Source organism: Pseudomonas palmensis, assembly GCF_017848315.1.
In the GTDB taxonomy this organism is placed as follows: domain Bacteria; phylum Pseudomonadota; class Gammaproteobacteria; order Pseudomonadales; family Pseudomonadaceae; genus Aquipseudomonas; species Aquipseudomonas palmensis.
Map to the genome: position 1 here is coordinate 19883 of NZ_JAFKEC010000002.1, position 22077 is coordinate 41959.

The 22077-nt window shown below is 64.5% G+C and carries 23 protein-coding genes; 8 read left to right on the forward strand and 15 right to left on the reverse strand.

Going from position 1 to position 22077, the window contains the following annotated elements; all coding sequences use genetic code 11:
• Positions 1-59: 59 nt before the first annotated feature.
• The 5 genes from JZZ72_RS01495 to JZZ72_RS01515 form a co-directional block, all read right to left on the reverse strand.
• Entirely contained in the window at positions 60-1031 is a 972-nt protein-coding gene (locus tag JZZ72_RS01495; protein ID WP_054915125.1) for a FecR domain-containing protein, read from the reverse strand.
• A complete protein-coding gene (locus tag JZZ72_RS01500; protein ID WP_043860903.1) occupies positions 1028-1531 on the reverse strand; it encodes a sigma-70 family RNA polymerase sigma factor in 504 nt (167 codons plus the stop codon). The genes JZZ72_RS01495 and JZZ72_RS01500 overlap by 4 nt, the downstream gene beginning before the upstream one ends.
• Before the next feature lie 147 nt (positions 1532-1678).
• Positions 1679-2116 carry a hypothetical protein gene (locus JZZ72_RS01505; protein ID WP_054915124.1) on the reverse strand — a complete coding sequence of 146 codons (438 nt, stop codon included), beginning with the start codon at positions 2114-2116 and terminating at the stop codon, positions 1679-1681.
• 91 nt (positions 2117-2207) lie between these two features.
• Positions 2208-2417, reverse strand: coding sequence for a DUF6434 domain-containing protein (locus JZZ72_RS01510; RefSeq protein WP_116054828.1), 210 nt, complete (start codon positions 2415-2417; stop codon positions 2208-2210).
• Positions 2407-3321 carry a helix-turn-helix domain-containing protein gene (locus JZZ72_RS01515; RefSeq protein ID WP_210013938.1) on the reverse strand — a complete coding sequence of 305 codons (915 nt, stop codon included), beginning with the start codon at positions 3319-3321 and terminating at the stop codon, positions 2407-2409. Before JZZ72_RS01515 ends, JZZ72_RS01510 begins: the two co-directional genes overlap by 11 nt.
• Before the next feature lie 173 nt (positions 3322-3494).
• Between JZZ72_RS01515 and JZZ72_RS01520 the strand changes: the two genes are divergently transcribed.
• The 5 genes from JZZ72_RS01520 to JZZ72_RS01540 all read left to right on the forward strand — a co-directional run bounded on the left by JZZ72_RS01520 (position 3495) and on the right by JZZ72_RS01540 (position 8555).
• Positions 3495-4853, forward strand: a complete 1359-nt coding sequence (locus tag JZZ72_RS01520) for a glutamine synthetase family protein (protein ID WP_043860899.1) — start codon at positions 3495-3497, stop codon at positions 4851-4853.
• Between the two features lie 48 nt (positions 4854-4901).
• Positions 4902-5990: a polyamine ABC transporter substrate-binding protein gene (locus JZZ72_RS01525; RefSeq protein ID WP_043860898.1), complete on the forward strand. Its 1089-nt coding sequence runs from the start codon at positions 4902-4904 to the stop codon at positions 5988-5990.
• Entirely contained in the window at positions 5987-7291 is a 1305-nt protein-coding gene (locus JZZ72_RS01530; RefSeq protein ID WP_078480749.1) for an NAD(P)/FAD-dependent oxidoreductase, read from the forward strand. The genes JZZ72_RS01525 and JZZ72_RS01530 overlap by 4 nt, the downstream gene beginning before the upstream one ends.
• 64 nt (positions 7292-7355) lie before the next feature.
• Positions 7356-7976, forward strand: coding sequence for a cell wall hydrolase (locus JZZ72_RS01535; RefSeq protein WP_058541232.1), 621 nt, complete (start codon positions 7356-7358; stop codon positions 7974-7976).
• 150 nt (positions 7977-8126) lie between these two features.
• Positions 8127-8555, forward strand: a complete 429-nt coding sequence (locus JZZ72_RS01540) for an actin-binding ADF family protein (protein ID WP_210013939.1) — start codon at positions 8127-8129, stop codon at positions 8553-8555.
• Positions 8556-8569: 14 nt separating this feature from the next.
• Here the strand turns inward: JZZ72_RS01540 and JZZ72_RS01545 are convergent, their stop codons facing one another.
• The 4 genes from JZZ72_RS01545 to JZZ72_RS01560 form a co-directional block, all read right to left on the reverse strand.
• Entirely contained in the window at positions 8570-9403 is an 834-nt protein-coding gene (locus tag JZZ72_RS01545; protein ID WP_210013940.1) for a hypothetical protein, read from the reverse strand.
• Between the two features lie 169 nt (positions 9404-9572).
• Positions 9573-10982, reverse strand: a complete 1410-nt coding sequence (gene mapR, locus JZZ72_RS01550) for a GntR family transcriptional regulator MpaR (RefSeq protein WP_043860894.1) — start codon at positions 10980-10982, stop codon at positions 9573-9575.
• A gap of 39 nt (positions 10983-11021) precedes the next feature.
• Positions 11022-12434 carry a cytochrome c oxidase accessory protein CcoG gene (gene ccoG / locus JZZ72_RS01555; RefSeq protein WP_043860893.1) on the reverse strand — a complete coding sequence of 471 codons (1413 nt, stop codon included), beginning with the start codon at positions 12432-12434 and terminating at the stop codon, positions 11022-11024.
• Between the two features lie 121 nt (positions 12435-12555).
• Positions 12556-12795, reverse strand: a complete 240-nt coding sequence (locus JZZ72_RS01560; protein WP_210013941.1) for a DUF3203 family protein — start codon at positions 12793-12795, stop codon at positions 12556-12558.
• Positions 12796-12934: 139 nt separating this feature from the next.
• Between JZZ72_RS01560 and JZZ72_RS01565 the strand changes: the two genes are divergently transcribed.
• The gene (locus tag JZZ72_RS01565) at positions 12935-13453 is read left to right on the forward strand and encodes an MgtC/SapB family protein (protein ID WP_043860891.1); all 519 of its coding nucleotides are present in this window, start codon (positions 12935-12937) and stop codon (positions 13451-13453) included.
• A 550-nt stretch (positions 13454-14003) separates the two neighbouring features.
• Here the strand turns inward: JZZ72_RS01565 and JZZ72_RS01570 are convergent.
• The 3 genes from JZZ72_RS01570 to JZZ72_RS01580 form a co-directional block, all read right to left on the reverse strand.
• Positions 14004-14903: a hydroxymethylglutaryl-CoA lyase gene (locus JZZ72_RS01570; RefSeq protein WP_210013942.1), complete on the reverse strand. Its 900-nt coding sequence runs from the start codon at positions 14901-14903 to the stop codon at positions 14004-14006.
• 20 nt (positions 14904-14923) lie between these two features.
• On the reverse strand, positions 14924-15325 hold the full coding sequence (locus JZZ72_RS01575; protein WP_043860889.1) for a MerR family transcriptional regulator: 402 nt from the start codon (positions 15323-15325) through the stop codon (positions 14924-14926).
• A gap of 167 nt (positions 15326-15492) precedes the next feature.
• Entirely contained in the window at positions 15493-16419 is a 927-nt protein-coding gene (locus JZZ72_RS01580) for a LysR family transcriptional regulator (RefSeq protein WP_043860888.1), read from the reverse strand.
• 150 nt (positions 16420-16569) lie between these two features.
• Between JZZ72_RS01580 and JZZ72_RS01585 the strand changes: the two genes are divergently transcribed.
• Positions 16570-17799, forward strand: a complete 1230-nt coding sequence (locus tag JZZ72_RS01585; protein ID WP_043860887.1) for an acyl-CoA dehydrogenase — start codon at positions 16570-16572, stop codon at positions 17797-17799.
• A gap of 84 nt (positions 17800-17883) precedes the next feature.
• On the opposite strand, the gene JZZ72_RS01590 is transcribed toward JZZ72_RS01585, so the two are convergent.
• The 3 genes from JZZ72_RS01590 to xthA form a co-directional block, all read right to left on the reverse strand.
• Positions 17884-18882: a TerC family protein gene (locus JZZ72_RS01590; RefSeq protein ID WP_210013943.1), complete on the reverse strand. Its 999-nt coding sequence runs from the start codon at positions 18880-18882 to the stop codon at positions 17884-17886.
• 160 nt (positions 18883-19042) lie between these two features.
• Positions 19043-20353: a substrate-binding domain-containing protein gene (locus JZZ72_RS01595; protein ID WP_104572630.1), complete on the reverse strand. Its 1311-nt coding sequence runs from the start codon at positions 20351-20353 to the stop codon at positions 19043-19045.
• Between the two features lie 85 nt (positions 20354-20438).
• The gene (xthA, locus tag JZZ72_RS01600) at positions 20439-21251 is read right to left on the reverse strand and encodes an exodeoxyribonuclease III (protein ID WP_043860884.1); all 813 of its coding nucleotides are present in this window, start codon (positions 21249-21251) and stop codon (positions 20439-20441) included.
• A gap of 148 nt (positions 21252-21399) precedes the next feature.
• Between xthA and JZZ72_RS01605 the strand changes: the two genes are divergently transcribed.
• Positions 21400-22050 (forward strand): GNAT family N-acetyltransferase, encoded by a 651-nt coding sequence (locus JZZ72_RS01605; protein WP_043860883.1) that lies wholly within the window; start codon positions 21400-21402, stop codon positions 22048-22050.
• Positions 22051-22077: the final 27 nt, after the last annotated feature.

Sequence of the window (22077 nt, forward strand, 5' to 3'; positions counted from 1 at the left end):
TGAAAACCGGACACAAATGCGATTGTTTTTCATAAAAACTTTTCAGAGGGTTCTCGGGCTCAGCTTTTCGGGCCGATCAGGGTCAACCACGGGCCGTAGTGTCGTACCTCGATCGGCAGTGTTTCGGCCAGCGCACCGAAGCTGCGCTGCGGATCGTTGAGCGGGAACACCCCTTGCACGCGCAGGTTGCGCACCTGCGGCGCGACCCGCACGAAGCCGCGGGTGTAGGGGCGCAGCGCGTCGACCACTGCATCCAGCGGGTCATCCAGTACATTCAGGTGCCCGTTCAGCCAGTCGGCGCGGTGACGCTCGTCACGGCCCAGACGCTCGATGCGCTGGGCGTGCAGCAGGGCGGCCTGGCCTTCCTGCAGGTCCAGTTCGCTGCCATCGTGCAGGCGTGCGCGCACCGCATGCTGCAGCACCACCACGCGGGTGGCGTCGGGCTGCTGGCTGACCAGAAAGCGCGTGCCCAGCGCGCGGATTTCGCCCTGGGCGGTGCGCACGCGCAGGGGGCGCTGCGGGTCGGGTGCCACTTCAATCACCAGTTCGCCCTGGCGCAGCAGCACCAGGCGCTGGTGGGCATCGAATTGAAGGTCGACGGCAGTGCTAGCGTTCAGGCTCAGCTGGCTGCCGTCTTCCAGTTCCAGGGTGCGCCGCTCGCCGGTACCGGTGTGCAGGTCGGCCATCAGCGTGGTGCCGACCTCGCTGCGCGCCGCCAGCCACAACCCGCCGCCCAGCAGGCCCAGCCCGCCGATGGCGCGCAGCACATCGCGCCGGGAGGTGCCGGGCTGCATCAGCACGCGCCGGGCTTCGCCGGCCTGGCCGGGCAGGCGCTGGTCCAGCGCCCGCACGGTGCCGAACGCGCCACCCAGGCGCTCCTGCAGCCGGCCCCAGGCCTGGGCATGGGCCGGGTCGCTGTTGAGCCAGGTATCGAAACGGGCGTGCAGGCGGGTGTCGTTGCGGTCGGCGCTCAGGCGCACCATCCAGTCGATGGCCTGCTCCGCGGCCGGGTCGAGGCGGGCCTTGCTCATGGTGCCATCTCGGCCAGGTAGCACTGGCGCAGGGCCTGTTTCATGTAGCGGCTGACGGTGCGTTCCGACAGCGCGAGCTTGCGCCCGATCTCCACATAGCTCAGGCCATCGAGCTGGCTGTAGAGGAAGGCTGCCTTGACCACCGCGGGCAGGCCGGTGAGCGCTCGGTCGATGGCCACCAGCGCTTCGACCAGCAGCAGTTGTTCCTCCGGGGAGGGCGCTACCTGCTCGGGTAGGCTCGACAGGCGTTCCAGGTAGGCATTTTCGAGTTGGCGGCGGCGGTGGCGGTCGAAGATCAGCCGGCGCGCGATGGTCGACAGAAAGGCCCGCGGTTGCTGGATGCTGTCCGGATCAACCCGCGCCACCAGCAATTGGCAGAACGCCTCGGCAGCCGTGTCTTCGGCGTCGGCGCGGTTGCGCAGGCGCTTCTGGATGTGTTGCAGCAGCCAGCGGTGGTGGTCGCTGAAGAAGAAGCCGAGCTTGGAGGAAGGCGTGTGCACCGGGAACGACTCGACAGTGAATGTGAATAGTTCTCAATACTACAGTGTCGCAATGCCTGTGTGTAGCCTGCGCGGGGGTGCAATCGCGCGCGGGTTGCGCCAGGGCGCGTTGCCGGCTCTGCCGGCAACGCGCCCCAGGCATGGCCGTCAGGCGGCGGCCTGGGCTTGCAGCACCAGTTGCCCGTCGACCTCGACAACCAGCCCGCTGGCGACGAACAGTGGCACCAGGCGTTTGTGCAGCTGTGGCTCGACGAAGGCCTTGATGGCGTCCAGGTCCAGGTTGCCGCTGACATCCAGTTCGGCCTTGGTGTAGGACAGCCAGGCTTTTTTCAGGACCATCAGCACATCGCTGGCGGTGGTGGTGGCGAAGCGGCGATGGGTGACCTGGCCCTGGAAGTCGAAGGTATGGGCGAAGGCGTAGCCGCTCTCGTCGCCCTTGTTTTCCAGGCAGCGGCTGCATGCGCAGGCGCCGTCGGCGAATGCGGCGCGCAGGTAGGTGTTGAAGTCCACCACGGGTTTGAGGCCCAGGCGCTTGTCGACTTCGAACAGGTCCCCGGTCATGTTCGCATCAGCGTTCAACGTCATTTCCTCACAGTCATCCAGTTGGGTTTGCAGGGCGGCACAATACCAGCCTGGGCTGCCAGTGGGTACTTGCGCAGGGATGTCGCGGGTTCAGCTAAGCACTACGACGTCTGGCCCACTCATCCACCACATCCCCCATCGTCCGCGCCGTACCATCGACTATCCACGCCATCAACGGCCGGTCGAACCTGAAATCCTCGCCACACTGCTCACGCATGAACCGCCGCACGTTCTGCGTGTTGCGGTAATCCTCGCCCACCGGTGTCTCCCGGGTAATCACCCCGCCATGCCAGTCAAAAGCCATACCGTGTCTCCTTGCGTCGTTTGAGGGTTTCACTGGGCAACTCCTTGAACAGCGCCTGATAACTGCTGGAAAACCGCCCCAGGTGCCAGAACGACCAGCGCATTGCCACTTCCGCCACGGTGTGGCCGCGCGCGGTCAGCAGCTCGCGGTGCGCGCCATTGAGGCGGCGCAGGCGCAGCCAGTGGCTGGGCGTGATGCCGGTGTACGCCTTGAACGCATGCTGCAACTGACGCACCGAACTGCCGGCCACCTGCGCCAGTTGCAGCAGGTTCAATGACTCCTCCGGCGAATCCGCCGCCCATTCGCTGACCTTGCGCATGATGGTGCGCTCCTCGGTGCGCCGCCACAGCTCGCCGCGGTCCAGGCACACCGAGGCGGTGTCGAGAATGTACAGACAATCGTCCAGCAACTGCCTGGCCAGCACCTGCTGGCACGGCGCGTCCTCGCTCTGCGAGAGGCGCGTCAGGGTACTGCTCAGCCAGCCGCTGAACAAGGCATTGCGCTGGGAATTGAGCGGTGCCATGAACAGACCTTCGAGCGCCGCAACGTCCACGCCGTGCTCACGCACGAACGCAGGGCCGAACACGACGGCCACTTCCTGGTAGTTCTCGGGGGTGATCCAGATGTTGCGGCTTTCGCCATTGAGCACGTACAGGCTGTTGTCACTGCGGTCGAAGCAGAACGACAGCGAACCGCCGGGGGCGCTGAAGCTCTGCTCCACCCGGGTGTTCATGCGCTCTTCGTACACCTCCACGCCCTGCAGGTCGAGGCAGCGCACCATCCCGGCAAAGTGCCCGGGTGACATCTGCTGGTAGTGCTGTGCCCAGCCTGGCGTGGCGCGTACCTGTTCGACCACATCGGCACTGGTGAAGGCCTGTACCCGCAAGGGCGACGGGGTTGTCATGAGAACCTCTGAATGCACTGCTTTGGTGCATTTTCTTCTGCTCAAAGTGGATAGATGCAGCCGCAGCTGCGGCACCAAGATAGACCTCAACGCGGCGCAGGGGAAGCCAGGCCTTGCCCGCCCGCGCCACACACACCCTTGCGCATGCCCTGCATCACGACAACGAGGTTCTCATGAATACCCCCTTCGATCAGCTGTCCACCTGGCTGAAAGAACACAAGATCACTGAAGTGGAATGCGTGGTCACCGACCTGACCGGTATCGCCCGCGGCAAGATCGCCCCCACCAACAAGTTCCTGCATGAGCGAGGCATGCGCCTGCCGGAAAGTGTGCTGCTGCAGACCGTGACCGGCGACTTCGTCGAGGACGAGATCTACTACGACCTGCTCGACCCGGCCGACATCGACATGCTCTGCCGCCCCGACTCGACGGCCATCTACCCGGTACCCTGGGCGCTGGAGCCCACCGCGATCGTGATCCACGACACCTTCGACAAGCAGGGCAACCCCATCGAGCTGTCGCCGCGCAACGTGCTCAAGAAAGTCCTCAAGCTGTACGCCGACAAGGGCTGGCAACCGATCGTGGCACCGGAGATGGAGTTCTACCTGACCCAGCGCTGCGAAGACCCGGACCTGCCGTTGCAGGCGCCACTGGGCCGTTCGGGCCGCGCCGAAAGTGGCCGCCAGTCGTTCTCCATCGATGCCGCCAACGAGTTCGACCCGCTGTTCGAGGACGTCTACGACTGGTGCGAGGCCCAGGGCCTGGACCTGGACACGCTGATTCACGAAGACGGCCCGGCGCAGATGGAAATCAACTTCCGCCACGGCGACGCCCTGGACCTGGCCGACCAGATCACCGTGTTCAAACGCACCATGCGCGAGGCCGCACTCAAGCACAACGTCACCGCCACCTTCATGGCCAAGCCGGTGGGCGACGAGCCGGGCAGCGCCATGCACCTGCACCAGAGCGTGGTCGACAGCGCCACCGGCAAGCCGATCTTCGTCAATGACGACGGCAGCATGAGCGAGCTGTTCCTGCAGCACATCGGCGGCCTGCAGAAGTACATCCCCAAGGTGTTGCCGATGTTCGCGCCCAACGTCAACTCGTTCCGCCGCTTTCTGCCCGACACCTCGGCACCGGTGAACGTGGAGTGGGGCGAAGAGAACCGCACCGTGGGCCTGCGCGTGCCCACCTCCAGCCCCGAGTCGATGCGCGTTGAGAACCGCCTGCCCGGCGCCGATGCCAACCCGTACCTGGCGATTGCCGCCAGCCTGCTGTGCGGCTACCTGGGCATGGTCGAGGGCATCGCGCCCAGCGCCCCGGTGCAGGGGCGTGCGTATGAGCGGCGCAACCTGCGCCTGCCGATCACCATCGAGGACGCGCTGGCGCACATGGAAGACTGCCCGACCATCGAACGCTACCTGGGCAGCAAGTTCGTGCGTGGCTACGTGGCGGTCAAGCGCGCCGAGCACGAGAACTTCAAGCGCGTGATCAGTTCGTGGGAGCGCGAGTTCCTGCTGCTGAGCGTGTGATGCGCTGACCTGCCGATCATCGATAAAACAATCAGAAGAGGTGTCGATATGCGTCTGTTGAAATCCGTGTTGCCGGTGGCCCTGGGGTTGCTGTGGGGGGCCGCCGCACAGGCCCAGCCGAGCGTCAGCGTGTACAACTGGACCGATTACATCGGCCCCACCACCCTGGCCGACTTTCAGGGGGCGACCGGGATCAAGGTGATCTACGACGTGTTCGACTCCAACGAAACCCTGGAGGGCAAGCTGCTGGCGGGGCGCACCGGCTACGACGTGGTGGTGCCGTCCAACCACTTCCTGGCGCGCCAGATCAAGGCCGGGGCGTTTCTGGAACTGGACCGCTCGCAACTGCCCAACTGGAAGAACCTCGACCCGGTGCTGCTCAGGAAACTGGAGGACAACGACCCCGGCAACCGCCACTCGGTGCCCTACCTGTGGGGCACCAATGGCATCGGTTACAACGTCGACAAGGTCAAGCAGGTGCTGGGCATCGACCATATCGATTCGTGGGCGGTGCTGTTCGAGCCCGAGAACCTGAAAAAACTCAGCCAGTGCGGCGTGTCGTTCATGGATTCTGCCGACGAGCTGTTCCCGGCAGTGCTCAACTACATGGGCCTGGACCCGCGCAGCGAAAACCCGCAGGACTACAAGAAGGCCGAGGCCAAGCTGCTGGCGCTGCGCCCGTACATCACCTACTTCCATTCCTCCAAGTACGTCACGGACCTGGCCAACGGCGACATCTGCATCGCCTTCGGTTACTCCGGCGACGTGTTCCAGGCGGCCAACCGCGCCAGGGAAGCCCATAACGGCGTGAACATCGCCTATTCGATTCCCAAGGAGGGCAGCAACCTGTGGTTCGACCTGCTGGCGATCCCGGCCGACGCCACCAACCCCAAGGAGGCGCACGCCTTCATCAACTACCTGATGGACCCGCAGGTGATCGCCAAGGTCAGCACCCTGGTGGGCTACGCCAACCCGACGCCGGCTTCGCGCCAGTACATGGCCGCCGACCTGGTCGACAACCCCGAGGTGTATCCGCCCCAGGCGGTGCTCGACAAACTGTATATCTCAAGCACCCCCACGCCGGCCATCATGCGTTTGATGACCCGCTCGTGGAGCAAAGTGAAATCGAACAAATGAACAACGTGAATGGCAATGCGCAACACGCCCGTTCGTACTACGCAGCGACGGCCAGACGCCAGGCCGACTACCCGACGCTGGAGCAGGACCTGATCGCCGATGTGTGCGTGATCGGCGGTGGCTTCACGGGGGTCAACACCGCCATCGAACTGGCTCGCCGCGGGCTTTCGGTGGTGTTGCTGGAGGGGCGGCGCATCGGCTGGGGTGCCAGCGGGCGCAACGGCGGGCAACTGATTCGCGGCATCGGCCACGAGGTGTCGGGGTTTGCCCGCTACGTGGGGCAGGAAGGGGTGGCCTACCTGCAACGCGCCGGCATCGAGTCGGTGGAGGTGGTGGGCCGCCGGGTGCAGGAGGACGGCATCGACTGCGACCTGCGCTGGGGCTTCTGCGAGCTGGCCAATACCCCGGCGCAGTACGCAGCGTTCCAGGCTGAACAGCAGAGCCTGGAGGCGTTGGGCTATCGGCACCAGACCCGACTCTACGGGCCGCAGCAGATGCACGAGGTGGTGGCCTCGAAGGTGTATGCCGGCGGGCTGCTGGACATGGGCTCCGGCCACCTGCACCCGCTCGACCTGGTGCAGGGCGAGGCGCGCCTGGCGGCGTCGCTGGGGGTGCAGGTGTTCGAGCACAGCACGGTGCTCGAACTGGTGCATGGCCCCACCGTGCAGGTGCGCTGCGCGCGCGGCAGCGTGCGGGCTGGCAGCCTGGTGCTGGCGTGCAATGCGCACCTGGACGACCTGGAGCCACGCCTGAGCGGCAAGGTGCTGCCGGCCGGCAGCTACATCATCACCACCGAGCCGCTGTCGGCACCGCGCGCCGCCGGGCTGATCCCGCAGAACCTGGCGCTGTGCGACCAGAAGGTCGGCCTGGACTACTACCGCCTTACTGCCGACCGGCGCCTGCTGTTCGGCGGGGCCTGCCATTATTCCGGGCGCGACCCGGCGGATATCGCCGGCTACATGCTGCCCAAGCTGCTCAAGGTGTTCCCGCAGCTGGCGGATGTGCGCATCGACTTTCAGTGGGGCGGCAAGATCGGCATTACCGCCAATCGCTTCCCGCAGGTGGGACGCCTGCAGCAGCACCCCAACGTGTTCTACGCCCAGGGCTATTCGGGGCACGGGGTGAACGTCACCCACTGGACGGCGAAGTTGCTGGCCGAGGCGATCCACGCCGGGCATAGCCAGGGCCTGGATATCTTCAGCAAGGTGCCGCACATGACCTTCCCCGGCGGCCCGGCCCTGCGCTCGCCACTGCTGGCGCTGGGCATGTTGTGGTACCGCCTGCGCGAGCTGCTGGGGTAGGGCGGCGCAAATCGCCGGTTGCAGCTACTGTGCATCTATCAGAGGCTCACAAGAAGGCTCGGTCATGCGCTCATTCGCTGCAGTTTGCTGTCTTGCCGTGTGGTTGATCGCTGTTCTGCCGGGCTCTGCCGCCGCGGCGCCGCCTGCGGCGGTAGCCGAAGACAAGGCCCAGGTGCTGGAGCAGAAGGCTGCCGAACAGGGGCGCGAGGCCAGCGTACCCAGCGACCAGGCCATCACCCGCAGCGAAGTGCAGGCGGTCGACCCCAAGGGCGAGGCCGCGCTGGATGACGCGATCACCTGCCTGGCGCGCACCCTCTACTGGGAGGCCAAGGGCGGTGAGGCGGCGGACATGCAGGGTGTGGCCAGCGTGGTGATGAACCGGCTGGGGCACGAAGGGTTTCCGGGCACCGTGTGCGAGGTGGTCAAGCAGGGCATCAAGGAGCGTACATGCCAGTTCTCGTGGTGGTGCGACGGGCGCTCGGACGATGTGGAAGAGCCGGTGCAGTACACCGTGGCCAAGGAAATCGCGCGCAAGGCGCTGAATCAGCAACTGACCGACAGCACCGATGGCGCGATGTACTTTCATGACCGCCATGTGCATCCCGCGTGGGCCAGGACGTACTTGAAGACCGCCGAAACTCCCAGGTTCCTGTTCTACAAGCCGCGTGCGGGGGAGGCGCGGTGATTGGCAGGTAAGCAGGGCGCAGCCTGTTTTCAGCAGTATGTAACCTGATAACTTTGCCAGTGTCGGTTGATTAGGCGCTGTTGTATGGTGATGCCTGACTTCGCGGTTAGTTGGCGTGGTACGCGATTGAATCGGAAGAGGATGATGGCCATGTCAAGCACTGGTGTGTTAGTGACGGATGAGTGTCGAAATGCTTACAATTCGCTCAAATTAAGTAAAGCGTTTAGGTATATTGTTTTCAAGATCTCAGATGATTACAAGGAGGTTGTTGTTGAATCAACAGGCGATAGGTCCGCAACCTACGAGGATTTTCTGAGCGCGCTGACCCCGAATGAAGTGCGATATGCTGTCGTCGACTTTGAGTTTGAAACCGTTGAGGGGAGACGAAATGCAATTTTGTTTACTCTATACGCAGATGACTCGGCCCCCATAAGAAAAAGGATGGACTATGCCTCCAGTAAGGATGCACTTAGACGTGCTTTAACTGGTATTGCTTTAGACATTCAGGCATCTGAAAAGAAAGATCTTGAATACGACTTGGTTCTGGCTAAGTTTAGTAATGGCCTTGCAATTCGGTAAATATCCATTCGGGCTTACTCTGTACAGCCTGGATAAAGAGTGCATTCACGACCGTCCATCTCGAAAGTCGAAAATGTCGGGTCACGATAACTGCAGGAGGCTTCGCCAACCCACTTCCATTGTGAAGCGCAGGGCTTCATGCCATCGCCGACCGGTGACCAGTTCTCGGGGTAAAGCGGCCACTCCTTGTCGATGAGGCGGTACACGAAGCGCAGGTCGGTCTTGTTCAGCTGGGTGTAGGCGACGTTGGCGACCGGGCCGGGGTGCCTGGAGGTCCGCTCCAGCGGTTGCCACTGGCTGTCGGCGGCGAGGCAGTCGATGTCCCTGGCCAGCACGTGGCGCTCATGCCCGGGCACGATGTGGTAGGCCGTGCCGCACAGGCGGCGCACAACCAGCTCGGGGTCTGCGTCGCGCACCGGCCCAGTGCCGTCGGGCAGTGCCGGCAATACCTTGACCCCCGCCAGGCTGTACCGCCCGCTGGGGGACTTGATGCTCACTGTGATGTTGTCCAGTTGCTGGGTGCAACTGCCGATGGTGTAGGTCAGCGGGATCCTGAACGTGACGGTGCGCGCGTCGGGGTGCGCATCGGCCTGGTCGGTGCGGTACTGGTTGGGGCGCGAGCGCATGCCGCCGGTGGCGGGGGAGGCCACGGTGCAGCGGTACGGGTCGAGCGGGGCGTAGCTGGCGTTGTAGGTGACGCCGTGGTTGGGCGGGAGTTCGGCGATCAGCGTGGTGCTGCTCAAGCCGTAGTGGCTGGTGGCGCCCACGACGCTTTCCTTGGCGACGAAACCGATCAGGCTGCAGGCGGGCAGCAGGGGCAGGGCCAGTAGCAGGTACAGCGGTTTCATCCGGGGCCATCCGTGGGCAAGTGCGGGAGGGGATGGTGCGCGATTGTGCGGGTGTGGGCAAGGGGCTGCACCGACCCAATCGCGGGTCAGGCCCGCTCCCACAGGATCACCGCAGTCATGTGGGAGCGGGCTTGACCCGCGATGGGGCGTTGACCGTCATGCCAGCCCCTCAGAACGACCGCACGATCCGCCCCAGCGTCTCCATCGCCTGCTCCGACTGCTCGGTCCAGGGGCTGCCGTAATTGAGGCGGATGCAGTTGCGAAACCGGCGCGTCGGCGAAAAGATCGGCCCCGGCGCAATGCTGATGCCCTGGGCCAATGCCATCTGGAACAGCTTCAGCGAGTCCATCTGCTCCGGCAGCTCCAGCCACAGGAAGTACCCGCCGCTGGGGTGGCTGACCCGCGTCTGCGCCGGGAAGTGCCGGGCAATCGCCGCCAGCATGGCGTTCTGCTGCTCTTCCAGCGCATAGCGCAGGCGCCGCAGGTGGCGGTCGTAGCCACCGTGCTGCAGGTAGTCGGCAATCGCCGCCTGCGCCGGCATCGATGCACACAGCGAGGTCATCAGCTTGAGCCGCTCGATCTTCTGCGCATAGCGCCCGGCCGCCACCCAGCCGATCCGGTAGCCCGGCGCCAGGCTCTTGGAGAACGAGCCGCAATGCATCACCAGCCCTTCGGTGTCGAATGCCTTGGCCGGCTTGGGCGCCTGCTGCGCGTAGTACAGCTCGGCATACACGTCGTCTTCGATCAGCGGCACCTGGTGCACGCTCAGCAGCTCGACCAGCTGCTTCTTCTTGTCTTCCGGCATGCTCGCGCCCACCGGGTTCTGGAAGTTGGTCATGCACCACACGGCCTTGACCGGATGCCGCTCCAGCGTCTGCGCCAGCACCCCCAGGTCGATGCCTTCGCGCGGGTGCACCGGAATCTCCACCGCCTTGAGCTTGAGCCGCTCCAGAATCTGCAGGCAGGCATAGAACGCCGGTGCCTCGATGGCCACCAGGTCACCCGGCTCGGTTACCGCCTGCAGGCACAGGTTCAACGCCTCCAGCGCACCGTTGGTGATCAGCAGTTCTTCCATCGGCAGCATCAAGCCGCCGACCATGTAGCGCAGGGCGATCTGGCGGCGCAGTTGCGGGTTGCCCGGCGACAGGTCGGTGACCACCATGCGCGGGTCCATCTCGCGGCTGGCGCTGGCCAGCGAGCGCGCCAGGCGCGGCAGCGGGAACAGGTTGGGGCTGGGGAACGCCGAACCGAAGGCCACCGTCTGCGGGTCCTTGATCGAGTCGAGGATCGAGAACACCAGCTCGCTGACGTCCACCTCGGTCGATTCGCTGGCCTGCTCGATGATCTGCGGCTCGTTGAACTGGCGCGGGGCGTGGGTGTTGACGAAGTAGCCCGAGCGCGGCCGGGCCCGGATCAGCCCGCGACGCTCCAGCAGGTAGTAGGCCTGGAACACCGTGGACGGGCTGACCCCGTGGGTCTGGCTGGCGTAACGCACCGACGGCACGCGCTGGCCGGGGCCGAGTACCCCGGAGCGAATCAGTTCGGCAATGTCGTCGGCGAATTTCTCGTAGCGTTTCATCATGGCTCTGGGCGGTCTGACTCAGCGGAGTGTATGTGATCAGCGGTTCAAAGGCGCGACAAAACGGCTGCGCGCAAGGCTGCGCACGTTCGGCTGGTCGGTGTCGATGAGTTCGAAGCTGATCTCCTGGGAGCTGCTGGGCGCACGGTCGGCCAGCATCGCCACCGAGACCGGTATATCGCTCATCTCGCTGGCCGCCAGGGTGAACTCGGTCTTGCCATGCAGTTCGAAGCCTTCGGCGTCCACCAGGCGCAGGCGGTAGGTCTGCGGCTGCTGGGTCTTGTTGATGACCTTGAGGGTGTAGATGTTCTCGATCTGCCCCAGGGCGTTCTCGCGGAACAGGCCGCGGTCCTTGATCACGTCCATCGACACCATCGGGCGTTGCTGCAGGGCGATCACCAGGGCGCCGATCATCACCACCAGCACGGTCACGTAGCCCAGCAGGCGCGGACGCATCCACTGGGTGGTGCCGCCTTGCAGGGTGTGCTCGGACTTGTAGCCGATCAGCCCGCGTGGGTAGCTCATCTTGTCCATGATGCTGTCGCAGGCGTCGATGCAGGCGGCGCAGCCGATGCACTCCATCTGCAGGCCGTCGCGGATGTCGATGCCGGTGGGGCATACCTGCACGCACATGTGGCAGTCGATGCAGTCGCCCAGGCCCTGGGCCTTGTGGTTGGCGTCCTTCTTGCGCGGCCCGCGCGACTCGCCGCGCTGCGGGTCATAGGCGATGGTGAGGGTGTCCCTGTCGAACATCACGCTCTGGAACCGGGCATACGGGCACATGTGCATGCACACCGCCTCGCGCAGCCAGCCTGCGTTGATGTAGGTGGCACCGGTGAAGAACAGGATCCAGAACAGGCTGACGCCACCCAGCTGCAGGGTGAACAGCTCCTGGGTCAGTGGCCGGATGGGGGTGAAGTAGCCGACGAAGGTCAGTGCGGTCAGCAGGCTGACGCCCAGCCACAGGGTGTGCTTGGCTGCGCGGCGCGCCAGCTTGTTGGGGCCCCAGGGCGCCGCATCGAGCTTGATGCGCTGGTTGCGTTCGCCCTCGGTGACCTTTTCGCACCACATGAACACCCAGGTCCAGGTGCTTTGCGGGCAGGTGTAGCCGCACCAGACGCGCCCGGCGAACACGGTGATGGCGAACAGGCCGAAGGCGCAGATGATCAGCAGCGCCGACAGCAGGATGAAGTCCTGCGGCCAGAAGGTGGCGCCGAAGATGTGGAACTTGCTGTCGGCCAGGTCCCAGAGGACCGCCTGGCGCCCGTCCCAGTTCAACCAGACGGTGCCGAAAAACAGCAGAAACAGAAAACCCGCGCCACCCAGGCGCAGGTTTCGGAAAAAGCCGGTGAAGCTACGGGTGTGGATGTGTCTGTCGCTGCTGGCGGCCTTCTTCTTGAACGTGGAGGGCTCGGCAATTTCAACGATCTGGACGGGAATTCGTTCGCTCATGGTTCGTCGCTCATCAGGCCTCGATCAGGCCAGAGCACTATGGCGTCCCATCTGTTTGCATAACAGGTGCAGATATCTGGATAAAAACCGTATCAGATTATCGCTTGAAACCCTGCAGCCCTTATATGATCGAGCCCTCCTCGGAGGTCTTCAAATGCCTGCGACTATCCACCGCACCTGCCACGGTGAGCGCGTCAGCCTCTGCCTCGGTGATCGGCACCCGTTGCCCGGCCAGGGTCGCGATCGACATGCGCAGGTCGGCATCGGTGATGATCTGCACCTCTGCCGCTTCACCTTCGATGTTAAAGTCGTCGGCTATCAGGGTGCAGCGCTTGGTGGTTTCGTTGATTTCAATGGGCATGGCGGTGTCCTCGAACGGGGGGCTTACAGCTGTGACCCCGTTGCCGGCCGGGTTGCTGAGCGTGGCCGATCAGCGGTCGACAGCACTCGCGCGCCAGGCTGTTGTCCATCCAGTATCCCCTTGCTGATGGACGCTGCTCATGGACGCCTGGTGGCACCAAGTCTGGTCGACACTGATTGCCGAATTCGCCGATATCACCGATGCCAAGCAACTGACGCAGGTGACGGTGCGCCTGCTGATGGCTGCGCTGCTGGGGGCGGTGCTGGGCTTCGAGCGCGAGCTCAAGGGCAAGGCGGCGGGAGTGCGCACGCACATGCTGGTGGCCATCGGTGCGGCGCTGTTCGTGCTGGTGCCGCGCATGGCCGGGGCGGACGACGCAGCGTTGAGTCGGGTGGTGCAGGGGATCGTCGCCGGCATCGGCTTTCTGGGGGCGGGCACCATACTCAAGGGCAAGGAGGACGATGCGGGTCATGTGAAGGGCCTGACCACTGCTGCGGGCCTGTGGATGACCGCCGCCATCGGCGTGGCCGCAGGCATGGGGCGCGAAGCCACTGCGCTGGTGAGCACGGTGCTGGCGTTGCTGGTGCTGGGGGTGATGCCGTGGGTGGTCGACCGCCTGGAGAAGCGCAAGCCAGAGGATGACCAGCAGAACGAGTAGGGCAGCAAGCACTGAGGGGAGCCTGGGCTCCCCTCAAATTTTGTTGCGTGTGCTCTTTTTATTATTGGAGGGTGGTCTATTGTTGTTTTTGGCGACCCTTGCCTCTTGTTGCGTTGCGATCCCCATCCGGGATCAAGAGCAAACGTATTTTTTTGAGCGCTGATCGACCTTTATCATTGCTGATCCAACCGAGACGGGCGCTACCTTGGGGTAGTTTTATTGTTCTCTGTCAGGTCGCGGGGCACGCCCCCGAAAAGCCATCCACTTCAAAAAAATCTGTTAGCTGCGCCTCTGCCGTGTTGTTCTTGTTATGTCAGAGCCGGTACGTCTTATTTTTATTGGGTTGTCGCATTTTTTATTGTTGTTGTACGAAAGATATAGCAGGTGCCGTGCCAACTTTTTAAAACCCAATAAAATCAATGGTTTGCTGGTTTGATGGAAAAATCGCCACGGGAAATTGTGCTGATTTGTTTCCGTGTTACCCGGATTTTCCCTGTCGGGTGTGGGGGCGGTAACACTCACCCCCCATTGGCCCTGTTGCTGCGCACCGTTACCGGGCAGCGCGTGCCCTGGCCACACGCGAACCGCTGGCGCGGCCCAGCACGGCACTGATGCGCTGGCCGGCGTCGATCAGCTTGTCCAGGTCGATGCCGGTCTCGATGCCCAGGCCCTGCAGCAGGTACACCAGGTCTTCACTGGCCACGTTGCCACTGGCGCCCTTGGCATACGGGCAGCCGCCCAGGCCGGCGACCGAACTGTCGAACACGTTGATTCCCTCCAGCAGGCTGGCGTACACGTTGGCCAGCGCCTGGCCGTAGGTATCGTGGAAGTGCCCGGCCAGCTCGGCACGCGGCACCTGCCCGCCGACCACTTCGAACAGGCGGCGGGTGGCGCCCGGGGTGCCGGTGCCGATGGTGTCGCCCAGCGACACCTCATAGCAGCCCATGTCGCGCAGCTCGCGGGCGATGGGGGCGACCTGCTCGGCATCTACCTGGCCTTCATAGGGGCAGCCCAGCACGCACGAGATATAGCCGCGTACCTTCACCCCGTGTTCGCGCGCCGCCTGCATGATGGGCGCGAAGCGCTGCAGGCTTTCGCTGATCGAGCAGTTGATGTTGCGCTGCGAAAACGCCTCGGACGCGGCGGCGAACACGGCCACCTCCTTGACGCCTGCGGCCAGTGCGTCTTCGAAACCGCGCAGGTTGGGGGCCAGCGCCGCATAGGTGATGCCGGGCTGCTGGCGGATGCTGGCGAACACGTCGGCCGAACCGGCCATCTGCGGTACCCACTTGGGCGAGACGAAGCTGCCCACCTCGATATAGGACACGCCGGCGTCGGTCAGGTCATCCACCAGGCGGACCTTGTCCGCCACGCTGATGGGTTGGGCTTCGTTCTGCAGGCCGTCGCGGGGGCCGACTTCGACCAGACGCACATGGGTAGGCAATGACATGGCTAGGGTTCCTGTGGGCCTCAATGGCCGTTTTTCTGATTGTTCAGGGTGGTGGCCAGCGCCTGCTGGCAGCGCTCCTCGGCGGTGTCGAGTTCCAGCTGCATCTGCTGGATGTCGAGCAGTTGCTGTTCGAGCTGGGCGCGGCGCTCGGCGATCTTCGCCAGCATGCTGTGCAGCTGTTTCTGATTGCCGCTGGTGGGGTCGTAGAGTTCGATCAGCTCGCGGCACTCGGCCAGCGAGAAACCGATGCGCTTGCCGCGCAGGATGAGCTTGAGGCTGACCTTGTCGCGGGCCGAATACACACGCTCCAGGCCACGACGTTCGGGGCTGAGCAAGCCCTGCTCCTCATAGAAGCGGATGGCCCGGGTGGTGATGTCGAGTTCGCGGGAAAGGTCGGAGATGCTGTAGGTCTGGCTGCTCATTGCATGGCTCGGGGAAGGGGGCATGCGGCTAAGCTACTGGCTGGTTGACGTATACGTCAAGCAGGCATTCGGGGATGGCTGTCGCGGGTCACGCCCGCTCCCACAGCTTCAGCGCAGGTCGGGTGGGAGCGGGCTCGACCCGCGATGGCTGCAACGCAGCCCGCACCTTATGCGCGTGCCTCCCGCTCGTCCTGCGCCACCACCGCCTGGCACAACTCGATCATCTGCTCGCGCATCCAGCGGTTGGCCGGGTCCTGGTCGGTGCTTTCATGCCAGTACAGGTGGGTTTCCAAAGGCGGCACGTCGCCCACCGGCAGGCTCACGTAGTTCAGTTGGTGGCGCCGTGCGAAGCGCTCCGGCACGGTCATCACCATGTCGGTCTGCTGCAGCACCTGCGAAGCCATCAGGTAATGCTGCGAGCGCAGCGCGATCTTGCGCTTGAGCCCCTGCTTGCCGAGCGCCAGGTCCACATACCCCAGGCCGTTGCGCCGGCTGGAGATCTGGATGTGGGTCAGGCTCAGGTAATCCTCCAGGCTGATGCTGTCCCTGGCCAGCGGGTGGCCCTGGCGCATCGCGCACACGAACGGGTCCTGCATCAGCTTGACGTGACGCACCTGCGGGTCGGTGTTCAGCGGTGCATCCACGGCAAAGTCCAGGCGTCCGGCGGCCAGTTCCTTGGTGGTCTCGCGGCGCTTGCACAGAAAGCTCTCGATCACCACGTTCGGCGCCAGCCGGCGCAGGCGCTGGAACAGCGATGGCAGCACCACCGCCTCGGTAAGGTCGGTCATGCTGATGCGGAAGGTCTTGTTGGCCTGCAAGGGGTTGAAGATGCGGCTCTCCTGCACCGACACCCGCAGCAGCGACAAGGCATTGCGCACCGGGCCGATGATGTTCTGGGCCATGGGCGTGGGCACCATGCCCTGGGCCGTACGCACGAACAGCGGGTCGTTGAAGGTCTCGCGCAGCCGCGCCAGCGCATTGGACACCGCAGGCTGGGTGATGCCGACGATCTGGCCGGCACGGGTCAGGTTGGCTTCGGTGTAGATCGCATCGAAGACGATGAACAGGTTCAGATCGACCTTGCTGAGGTTCATGGATGCCGCTCTTGTTGGAGTTATGGCCCGATCATATATCGGTTATGAATGTTTATACACGCCGAGAATAGGCTAGGTGGATTTTGCCCGGTGATCTAGCATCCAAGCCAGATCTCTTAAATCACTCGCCTTTCCCAGCAGGTACCGCTCATGGATTTCGCCTATTCACCCAAGGTCCAGGCACTGCGCGAACGCGTCACCGCGTTCATGGACGCCTATGTATATCCCGCCGAGGCGGTGTTCGAACGCCAGGTTGCCGAAGGTGATCGCTGGCAGCCGACCGCGATCATGGAAGAACTCAAGGACAAGGCCAAGGCCGAGGGCCTGTGGAACCTGTTCCTGCCCGAGTCGCAGCTGGGCGCCGGCCTGACCAACCTGGAGTACGCGCCGCTGGCCGAAATCATGGGCCGCTCGCTGCTGGGGCCGGAACCGTTCAACTGCTCGGCCCCGGACACCGGCAACATGGAGGTCCTGGTGCGCTACGGCAGCGAGGCGCAGAAACGCCAGTGGCTGGAGCCGCTGCTGCGCGGTGAGATCCGTTCGGCGTTCGCCATGACCGAGCCCGACGTGGCCTCGTCCGATGCCACCAACATGGCCGCACGGGCGGTGCGCGACGGTGACGAGTGGGTGATCAACGGCCGCAAGTGGTGGACCTCCGGCGCTTGCGACCCGCGTTGCAAGATCATGATCTTCATGGGCCTGAGCAACCCGGACGGGCCGCGTCACCAGCAGCACTCGATGATCCTGGTGCCTACCGATGCACCGGGGGTGAAGATCGTTCGCCCGTTGCCGGTGTTCGGCTACGACGATGCGCCCCACGGCCACGCCGAGGTGCTGTTCGAGAACGTGCGCGTACCGTATGACAACGTGCTGCTGGGCGAAGGGCGCGGCTTCGAGATCGCCCAGGGCCGTCTCGGGCCCGGGCGCATCCATCACTGCATGCGTTCGATCGGCATGGCCGAGCGTGCCCTTGAGCTGATGTGCAAGCGTTCGGCCGAGCGCACCGCATTCGGCAAGCCGCTGGCGCGCCTGGGTGGCAACATCGACAAGATCGCCGACTCGCGCATGGAGATCGACATGGCCCGGCTGCTGACCCTCAAGGCGGCCTACATGATGGACACCGTCGGCAACAAGGTGGCCCGCAGCGAGATCGCGCAGATCAAGGTGGTGGCACCGAACGTGGCGCTGAAGGTCATCGACCGGGCCATCCAGATTCACGGCGGGGCAGGGGTCAGTGCCGACTTCCCGCTGGCCTACATGTACGCGATGCAACGCACCCTGCGCCTGGCCGACGGGCCGGATGAAGTGCACCGCGCGGCGATCGGCAAGTACGAGATCGGCAAGTACGTGCCCCGGGAGATGCTGCGCAGCGGGCACTGAGCCCGCGTCGATGCCCTCGCGGATCGCCTGCTGACCGGGTGGGGCGGGCCTGATCCGCGAGGGTATTCGACACGCTGCCCGAGGCTACTCCACCCGTTTCACCTCCTCGGCCGTCGTTCGTGTCTTGAACAGCGACAGCAGCACGCCACCGGCCAGCAGCCCGAACGTCACGCACAGCGACAGCAGCGGCGGCACCTTGCCGATCAGGCCGTGGGCGAAGATCTTGCCGCCGATGAATATCAGCACCAGCGCCAGGGCGTACTTGAGGTAAACGAAGCGGTGCACCAGCGCCGCCAAGGCGAAGTACAGCGCACGCAGGCCCAGGATGGCGAAGATGTTGGAGGTGTACACGATGAAGGGGTCCTGGGTGATCGCCAGGATGGCCGGCACGCTGTCTACCGCGAACACCAGGTCGGCCAGCTCGATCAGCACCAGGGCCAGGAACAGCGGTGTGGCGTACAGCAGTGCCCTGGGCTGGCCAGCCGGTTTGAGGCGCACGAAGAAGCGCGCCCCATGCAGGTCATCGGTCACGCGCATGTGCCGGCGCACGAACCTGATCACCGGGTTGTGTGCCAGGTCCGGGTGCGTTTCGTGGCGGGTGAACAGCATCTTGAGGCCGGTAAACAGCAAGAATGCGCCGAACAGGTACAGTATCCAGTCGAATTCCTGCACCAGCGCACTGCCCAGGCCGATCATCAGGGCGCGCAGCACCACCACGCCCAGAATGCCCCAGAACAGCACGCGGTGCTGGTAGCGGCGCGGGATGCCGAAAAAGCCGAAGATCATCGCCATGACGAACACGTTGTCCATCGACAGCGACTGCTCCACCAGCAGCCCGGTGTAGAACTCCAGCGCGCTCTGCGCACCCAGCTCCAGCCACACCCAGCCACCGAACAGCAGCCCCACGCTGAAGTAGGCCGAGTACAGCAGCAGGCTTTCGCGCATTTCGATGTCGTGCGGGCGACGGTGGAGCACGCCAAGGTCCAGGACCAGCAGAGCCACCACCAGGGTGATGAACACCAGCCACAGCCACACGGCCGTGCCCAGGAAGTCGTCGAAGAGAAATAACGGCAGAGCGCTCATGAGCCCCTCCTTGTCGTCGTAGTTGTATGAAAACAACTGTGACTCCGACATGGCGGCGATCAGCCGTCAGAGGGGCCCGGTGTCACTGAGCCAAAGCCTAGCTCGCCTCTGGAAAGGGTGAGGGGGGAGGCTGTTACAAATGGTTTCCCGGGTGGGTGGGTCAGTAGACCCAGACTTCCACGCGGCGATTGCGGATTCGGCCTTCTTCGGCGGCATTGGTCGCCACTGGCATCTGACCGCCCAGGCCCGTCACTTCGCGCAGGTTCACCCCTTCGCGCACCAGTTCGCGGCGTACCGCCATGGCCCGCAGCCGCGAGAGCAGGGCGGCGCGGTCGGGGTCGTCCTTGGCGTCACCAAACCCCACCAGCACCACGCTGTGCTGCAGCTTCTGGTGTTCGCGCAGGTACTCCAGCACGCGCTGGACATCGCGCAGTGCCTTGTTGTCGAGGCTGGCGCTGCCTTCCTGGAAGCGGAAATTGACATTCAGGCGCCTGGCGTTGGCGATCAACTGGCGGTACTGCGCCGGCATGCCCGGCAAGGCCTGTACCTGGACCGGCCGCACCTGCTGTGCGACGAACCCGCTGCTGGCCACGATGGCCTGGCCCGCTGCGCTCTGGGCGAACTCCACCAGGGCACTGGCCAGCGGGTTGCGCTGGGCGGGCGGCAGGTACAGGTACAGTCGCCGCGACAGCGGGTAGTCTTCGCTGGCCACCAGGGCGGGGGTCGGCAGCATGGCCTGGGAGGTGCCGTCGACGATGGCCAGCACCTTGGCCCCGTGCACCGACGCCAGGCTGCTGAAACCGATGGCCTGGCGGTCGGCACTGACCTCGTCGGCCAACTGCTCGCCGGACTCGAAACGCCTGGCGTGGCTGGCCAGCGAATACTGCTGGGCGTCCAGCACCAGGGCCTTGAAGGTGTCGAAGGTGCCCGAGCGGTCATCGCGGGCGTAGAGGTGGATCGGCCCGCTGCCGGCGCCCAGTTCATCCCAGGTGGTGATGCGGCCGGCGAAGATCTGCGCCAGTTGCGTGGTGCTCAGCTGGGGCAGCGGGTTGTCCGGGTGCACGATGACGGCCACGCCATCGAGGGCGATGACCTGTTCGGCGTCGGCACTTTTCAGGTCGCCCAGCGCGTGCAGCGCCTGCTGCTCGCTGTCGTTGATCGGGCGTGAGGTGGCCGCCAGGTCGGCGTCGCCGCTTTTGAGCGCGGCAAAGCCGGTGCTCGAGCCATGGGCGGCAATGCTCACGCGCAGTGTCTGGCCCTGTGGCGAAACCCCCTGCACCCACACCTCGTTGGGCCGTGCGCCGGGCAGGGTCTGGATCGACCGGGCGCCCTGGGCCTGCAGCAGGCCGCGTACCAGCGCGGGGCCGAGCACGCTGCCCACGGTATTGGAGCCTTGCAGGCGCAGGCTGGCCGGCTCGGCGCAGCACAGCGCCGGCAGCAGGCCAAGCAGCAGACAGAAAGATCGCAACATTGCCGGGGGTGCTCTGCACTCAAGATGGTGAGCGCAGATTAAGACAGATCGATGACAGTCCAATGACTGCCATCGAGCGCATGACTCAGTTCAGTTCCAGCCAGATCGGCGCATGGTCGGAGGGTTTCTCCATGGCACGCAACTCGTAGTCGACCCCGGCGGCCTTGATGCGCGGCAGCAATGCCTGGGAGGTCAGGATCAGGTCGATGCGCAGCCCGCGCTTGGGCTCGTCCTCGAAGCCGCGGCTGCGGTAGTCGAACCAGCTGAAGCGGTCGGCCACTTCCGGGTGCAGATGGCGGAAGCTGTCGGTCAGGCCCCAGTTCTTCAGGCGCGCCATCCACTCGCGCTCTTCGGGCAGGAAGCTGCACTTGCCGGTCTTCAGCCAGCGCTTGGCATTGTCGGGGCCGATGCCGATGTCGCAGTCCTCGGGCGAGATGTTCACATCGCCCATCACCACCAGTGGCTGGTCGTTCTGGAATCGGGATTCGAGCAGGGCCTGCAGGTCTTCGTAGAAGCGCTGCTTGGCCGGGAACTTGGTGGGGTGGTCACGGCTTTCGCCCTGGGGGAAGTAGCCATTCATGATGGTGATGGGGTTGCCGTGCTCGTCGGCGAAGGTGCCCCAGATGAAACGCCGCTGCGCGTCCTCTTCATCGGTGCTGAAGCCCTTGACCAGGCTCAGCGGCGCCTGGCGCGACAGCAGGGCGACACCGTAGTGGCCCTTCTGCCCGTGAAAATGCACGTGGTAGCCCAGCGCCTGCACCTCGGCCAGCGGGAACTGCTCGTCGGACACCTTGGTTTCCTGCAGGCCGATCACGTCCGGCTGGTGCTTTTCGATCAGCGCGGCCAGTTGATGGGGGCGGGCGCGCAGGCCATTGATGTTGAACGAGACGATCTTCATGGGGGGCGCAATCCTGAGCAAATCGGGAATGCTAGCCGATGGCGCCCGGCGTGTCAGCACGCGTGGCGTCCTGGCCTATAGTCAAAGGGAACGTTGGCCAGCGCGCACTACTCAGAAAGAGGCATTGAAGCCCACCAGGAGAGTCACCATGTCCGATACCCCTGCCGTACCGGCCGAAGTTCGTCAGCTCGACAGCGGCTACAGCCGTGAGGCGCGCTCGCTGCTGTACCAGGCCTACCGGCATGAGCCGACCTTCCGCTACCTGTTCGAGGCCGATCGCCCCGGCTACGACCATCGCGTGCGCGCCACGGTACGCGAGCTGGTGCGTCAGCATTTCTTCCAGGACCTGCCGGCGCTGGGCCTGCTGGTGCAGGACCGGCTGATCGGCATTGCCCTGATCGCCCCGCCGCAGCGTCGCCTGGGCATCACCGAGAGCTGGGCGTGGCGCCTGCGCATGCTGCTGAGCGCCGGCCTGCGCTGTACCCGGCGCTACCTGGACTACCAGGCCGCGGTCATGGCCTGTGTGCCGGGCGACGCGGTGCATGTGCTGCCGCTCCTGGGCATTCACCCGCAGTTCCAGGGCCATCACTATGGCGAACAGTTGCTGCTGGCGCTGCATGACTGGTGCGCCGAGGACGAACAGTCCGAAGGGGTGGTACTGAATACCGGCAATGACCACTACCTCGAGTTCTACAAGCGACAGGGCTACCTGGAAATCGGTGAAATTGCTGTAGGACCAATCCGCGAGCATGTGTTTTTTCATCCCAATCCCCAGCGTTTGCGCCAGGCACAGGCCTGAAGGGGTGATGTATCAGACCGTCGGCGA

What these genes read in the sequence shown, in the direction of transcription:
- ccoG (WP_043860893.1), bottom strand. Translation starts at nt 12,434, where the DNA reads ATGAGCGAACGAATTCCCGTCCAGATCGTTGAAATTGCCGAGCCCTCC.
- JZZ72_RS01590 (WP_210013943.1), bottom strand. Translation starts at nt 18,882, where the DNA reads ATGAGCGCTCTGCCGTTATTTCTCTTCGACGACTTCCTGGGCACGGCC.
- JZZ72_RS01565 (WP_043860891.1), top strand. Translation starts at nt 12,935, where the DNA reads ATGGACGCCTGGTGGCACCAAGTCTGGTCGACACTGATTGCCGAATTC.
- JZZ72_RS01545 (WP_210013940.1), bottom strand. Translation starts at nt 9,403, where the DNA reads ATGAAACCGCTGTACCTGCTACTGGCCCTGCCCCTGCTGCCCGCCTGC.
- xthA (WP_043860884.1), bottom strand. Translation starts at nt 21,251, where the DNA reads ATGAAGATCGTCTCGTTCAACATCAATGGCCTGCGCGCCCGCCCCCAT.
- JZZ72_RS01515 (WP_210013938.1), bottom strand. Translation starts at nt 3,321, where the DNA reads ATGACAACCCCGTCGCCCTTGCGGGTACAGGCCTTCACCAGTGCCGAT.
- JZZ72_RS01530 (WP_078480749.1), top strand. Translation starts at nt 5,987, where the DNA reads ATGAACAACGTGAATGGCAATGCGCAACACGCCCGTTCGTACTACGCA.
- JZZ72_RS01495 (WP_054915125.1), bottom strand. Translation starts at nt 1,031, where the DNA reads ATGAGCAAGGCCCGCCTCGACCCGGCCGCGGAGCAGGCCATCGACTGG.
- JZZ72_RS01595 (WP_104572630.1), bottom strand. Translation starts at nt 20,353, where the DNA reads ATGTTGCGATCTTTCTGTCTGCTGCTTGGCCTGCTGCCGGCGCTGTGC.
- JZZ72_RS01585 (WP_043860887.1), top strand. Translation starts at nt 16,570, where the DNA reads ATGGATTTCGCCTATTCACCCAAGGTCCAGGCACTGCGCGAACGCGTC.
- JZZ72_RS01560 (WP_210013941.1), bottom strand. Translation starts at nt 12,795, where the DNA reads ATGCCCATTGAAATCAACGAAACCACCAAGCGCTGCACCCTGATAGCC.
- JZZ72_RS01570 (WP_210013942.1), bottom strand. Translation starts at nt 14,903, where the DNA reads ATGTCATTGCCTACCCATGTGCGTCTGGTCGAAGTCGGCCCCCGCGAC.
- JZZ72_RS01520 (WP_043860899.1), top strand. Translation starts at nt 3,495, where the DNA reads ATGAATACCCCCTTCGATCAGCTGTCCACCTGGCTGAAAGAACACAAG.
- JZZ72_RS01605 (WP_043860883.1), top strand. Translation starts at nt 21,400, where the DNA reads ATGTCCGATACCCCTGCCGTACCGGCCGAAGTTCGTCAGCTCGACAGC.
- JZZ72_RS01580 (WP_043860888.1), bottom strand. Translation starts at nt 16,419, where the DNA reads ATGAACCTCAGCAAGGTCGATCTGAACCTGTTCATCGTCTTCGATGCG.
- JZZ72_RS01535 (WP_058541232.1), top strand. Translation starts at nt 7,356, where the DNA reads ATGCGCTCATTCGCTGCAGTTTGCTGTCTTGCCGTGTGGTTGATCGCT.
- JZZ72_RS01575 (WP_043860889.1), bottom strand. Translation starts at nt 15,325, where the DNA reads ATGAGCAGCCAGACCTACAGCATCTCCGACCTTTCCCGCGAACTCGAC.
- JZZ72_RS01505 (WP_054915124.1), bottom strand. Translation starts at nt 2,116, where the DNA reads ATGACGTTGAACGCTGATGCGAACATGACCGGGGACCTGTTCGAAGTC.
- JZZ72_RS01540 (WP_210013939.1), top strand. Translation starts at nt 8,127, where the DNA reads ATGTCAAGCACTGGTGTGTTAGTGACGGATGAGTGTCGAAATGCTTAC.
- JZZ72_RS01510 (WP_116054828.1), bottom strand. Translation starts at nt 2,417, where the DNA reads ATGGCTTTTGACTGGCATGGCGGGGTGATTACCCGGGAGACACCGGTG.
- mapR (WP_043860894.1), bottom strand. Translation starts at nt 10,982, where the DNA reads ATGAAACGCTACGAGAAATTCGCCGACGACATTGCCGAACTGATTCGC.
- JZZ72_RS01525 (WP_043860898.1), top strand. Translation starts at nt 4,902, where the DNA reads ATGCGTCTGTTGAAATCCGTGTTGCCGGTGGCCCTGGGGTTGCTGTGG.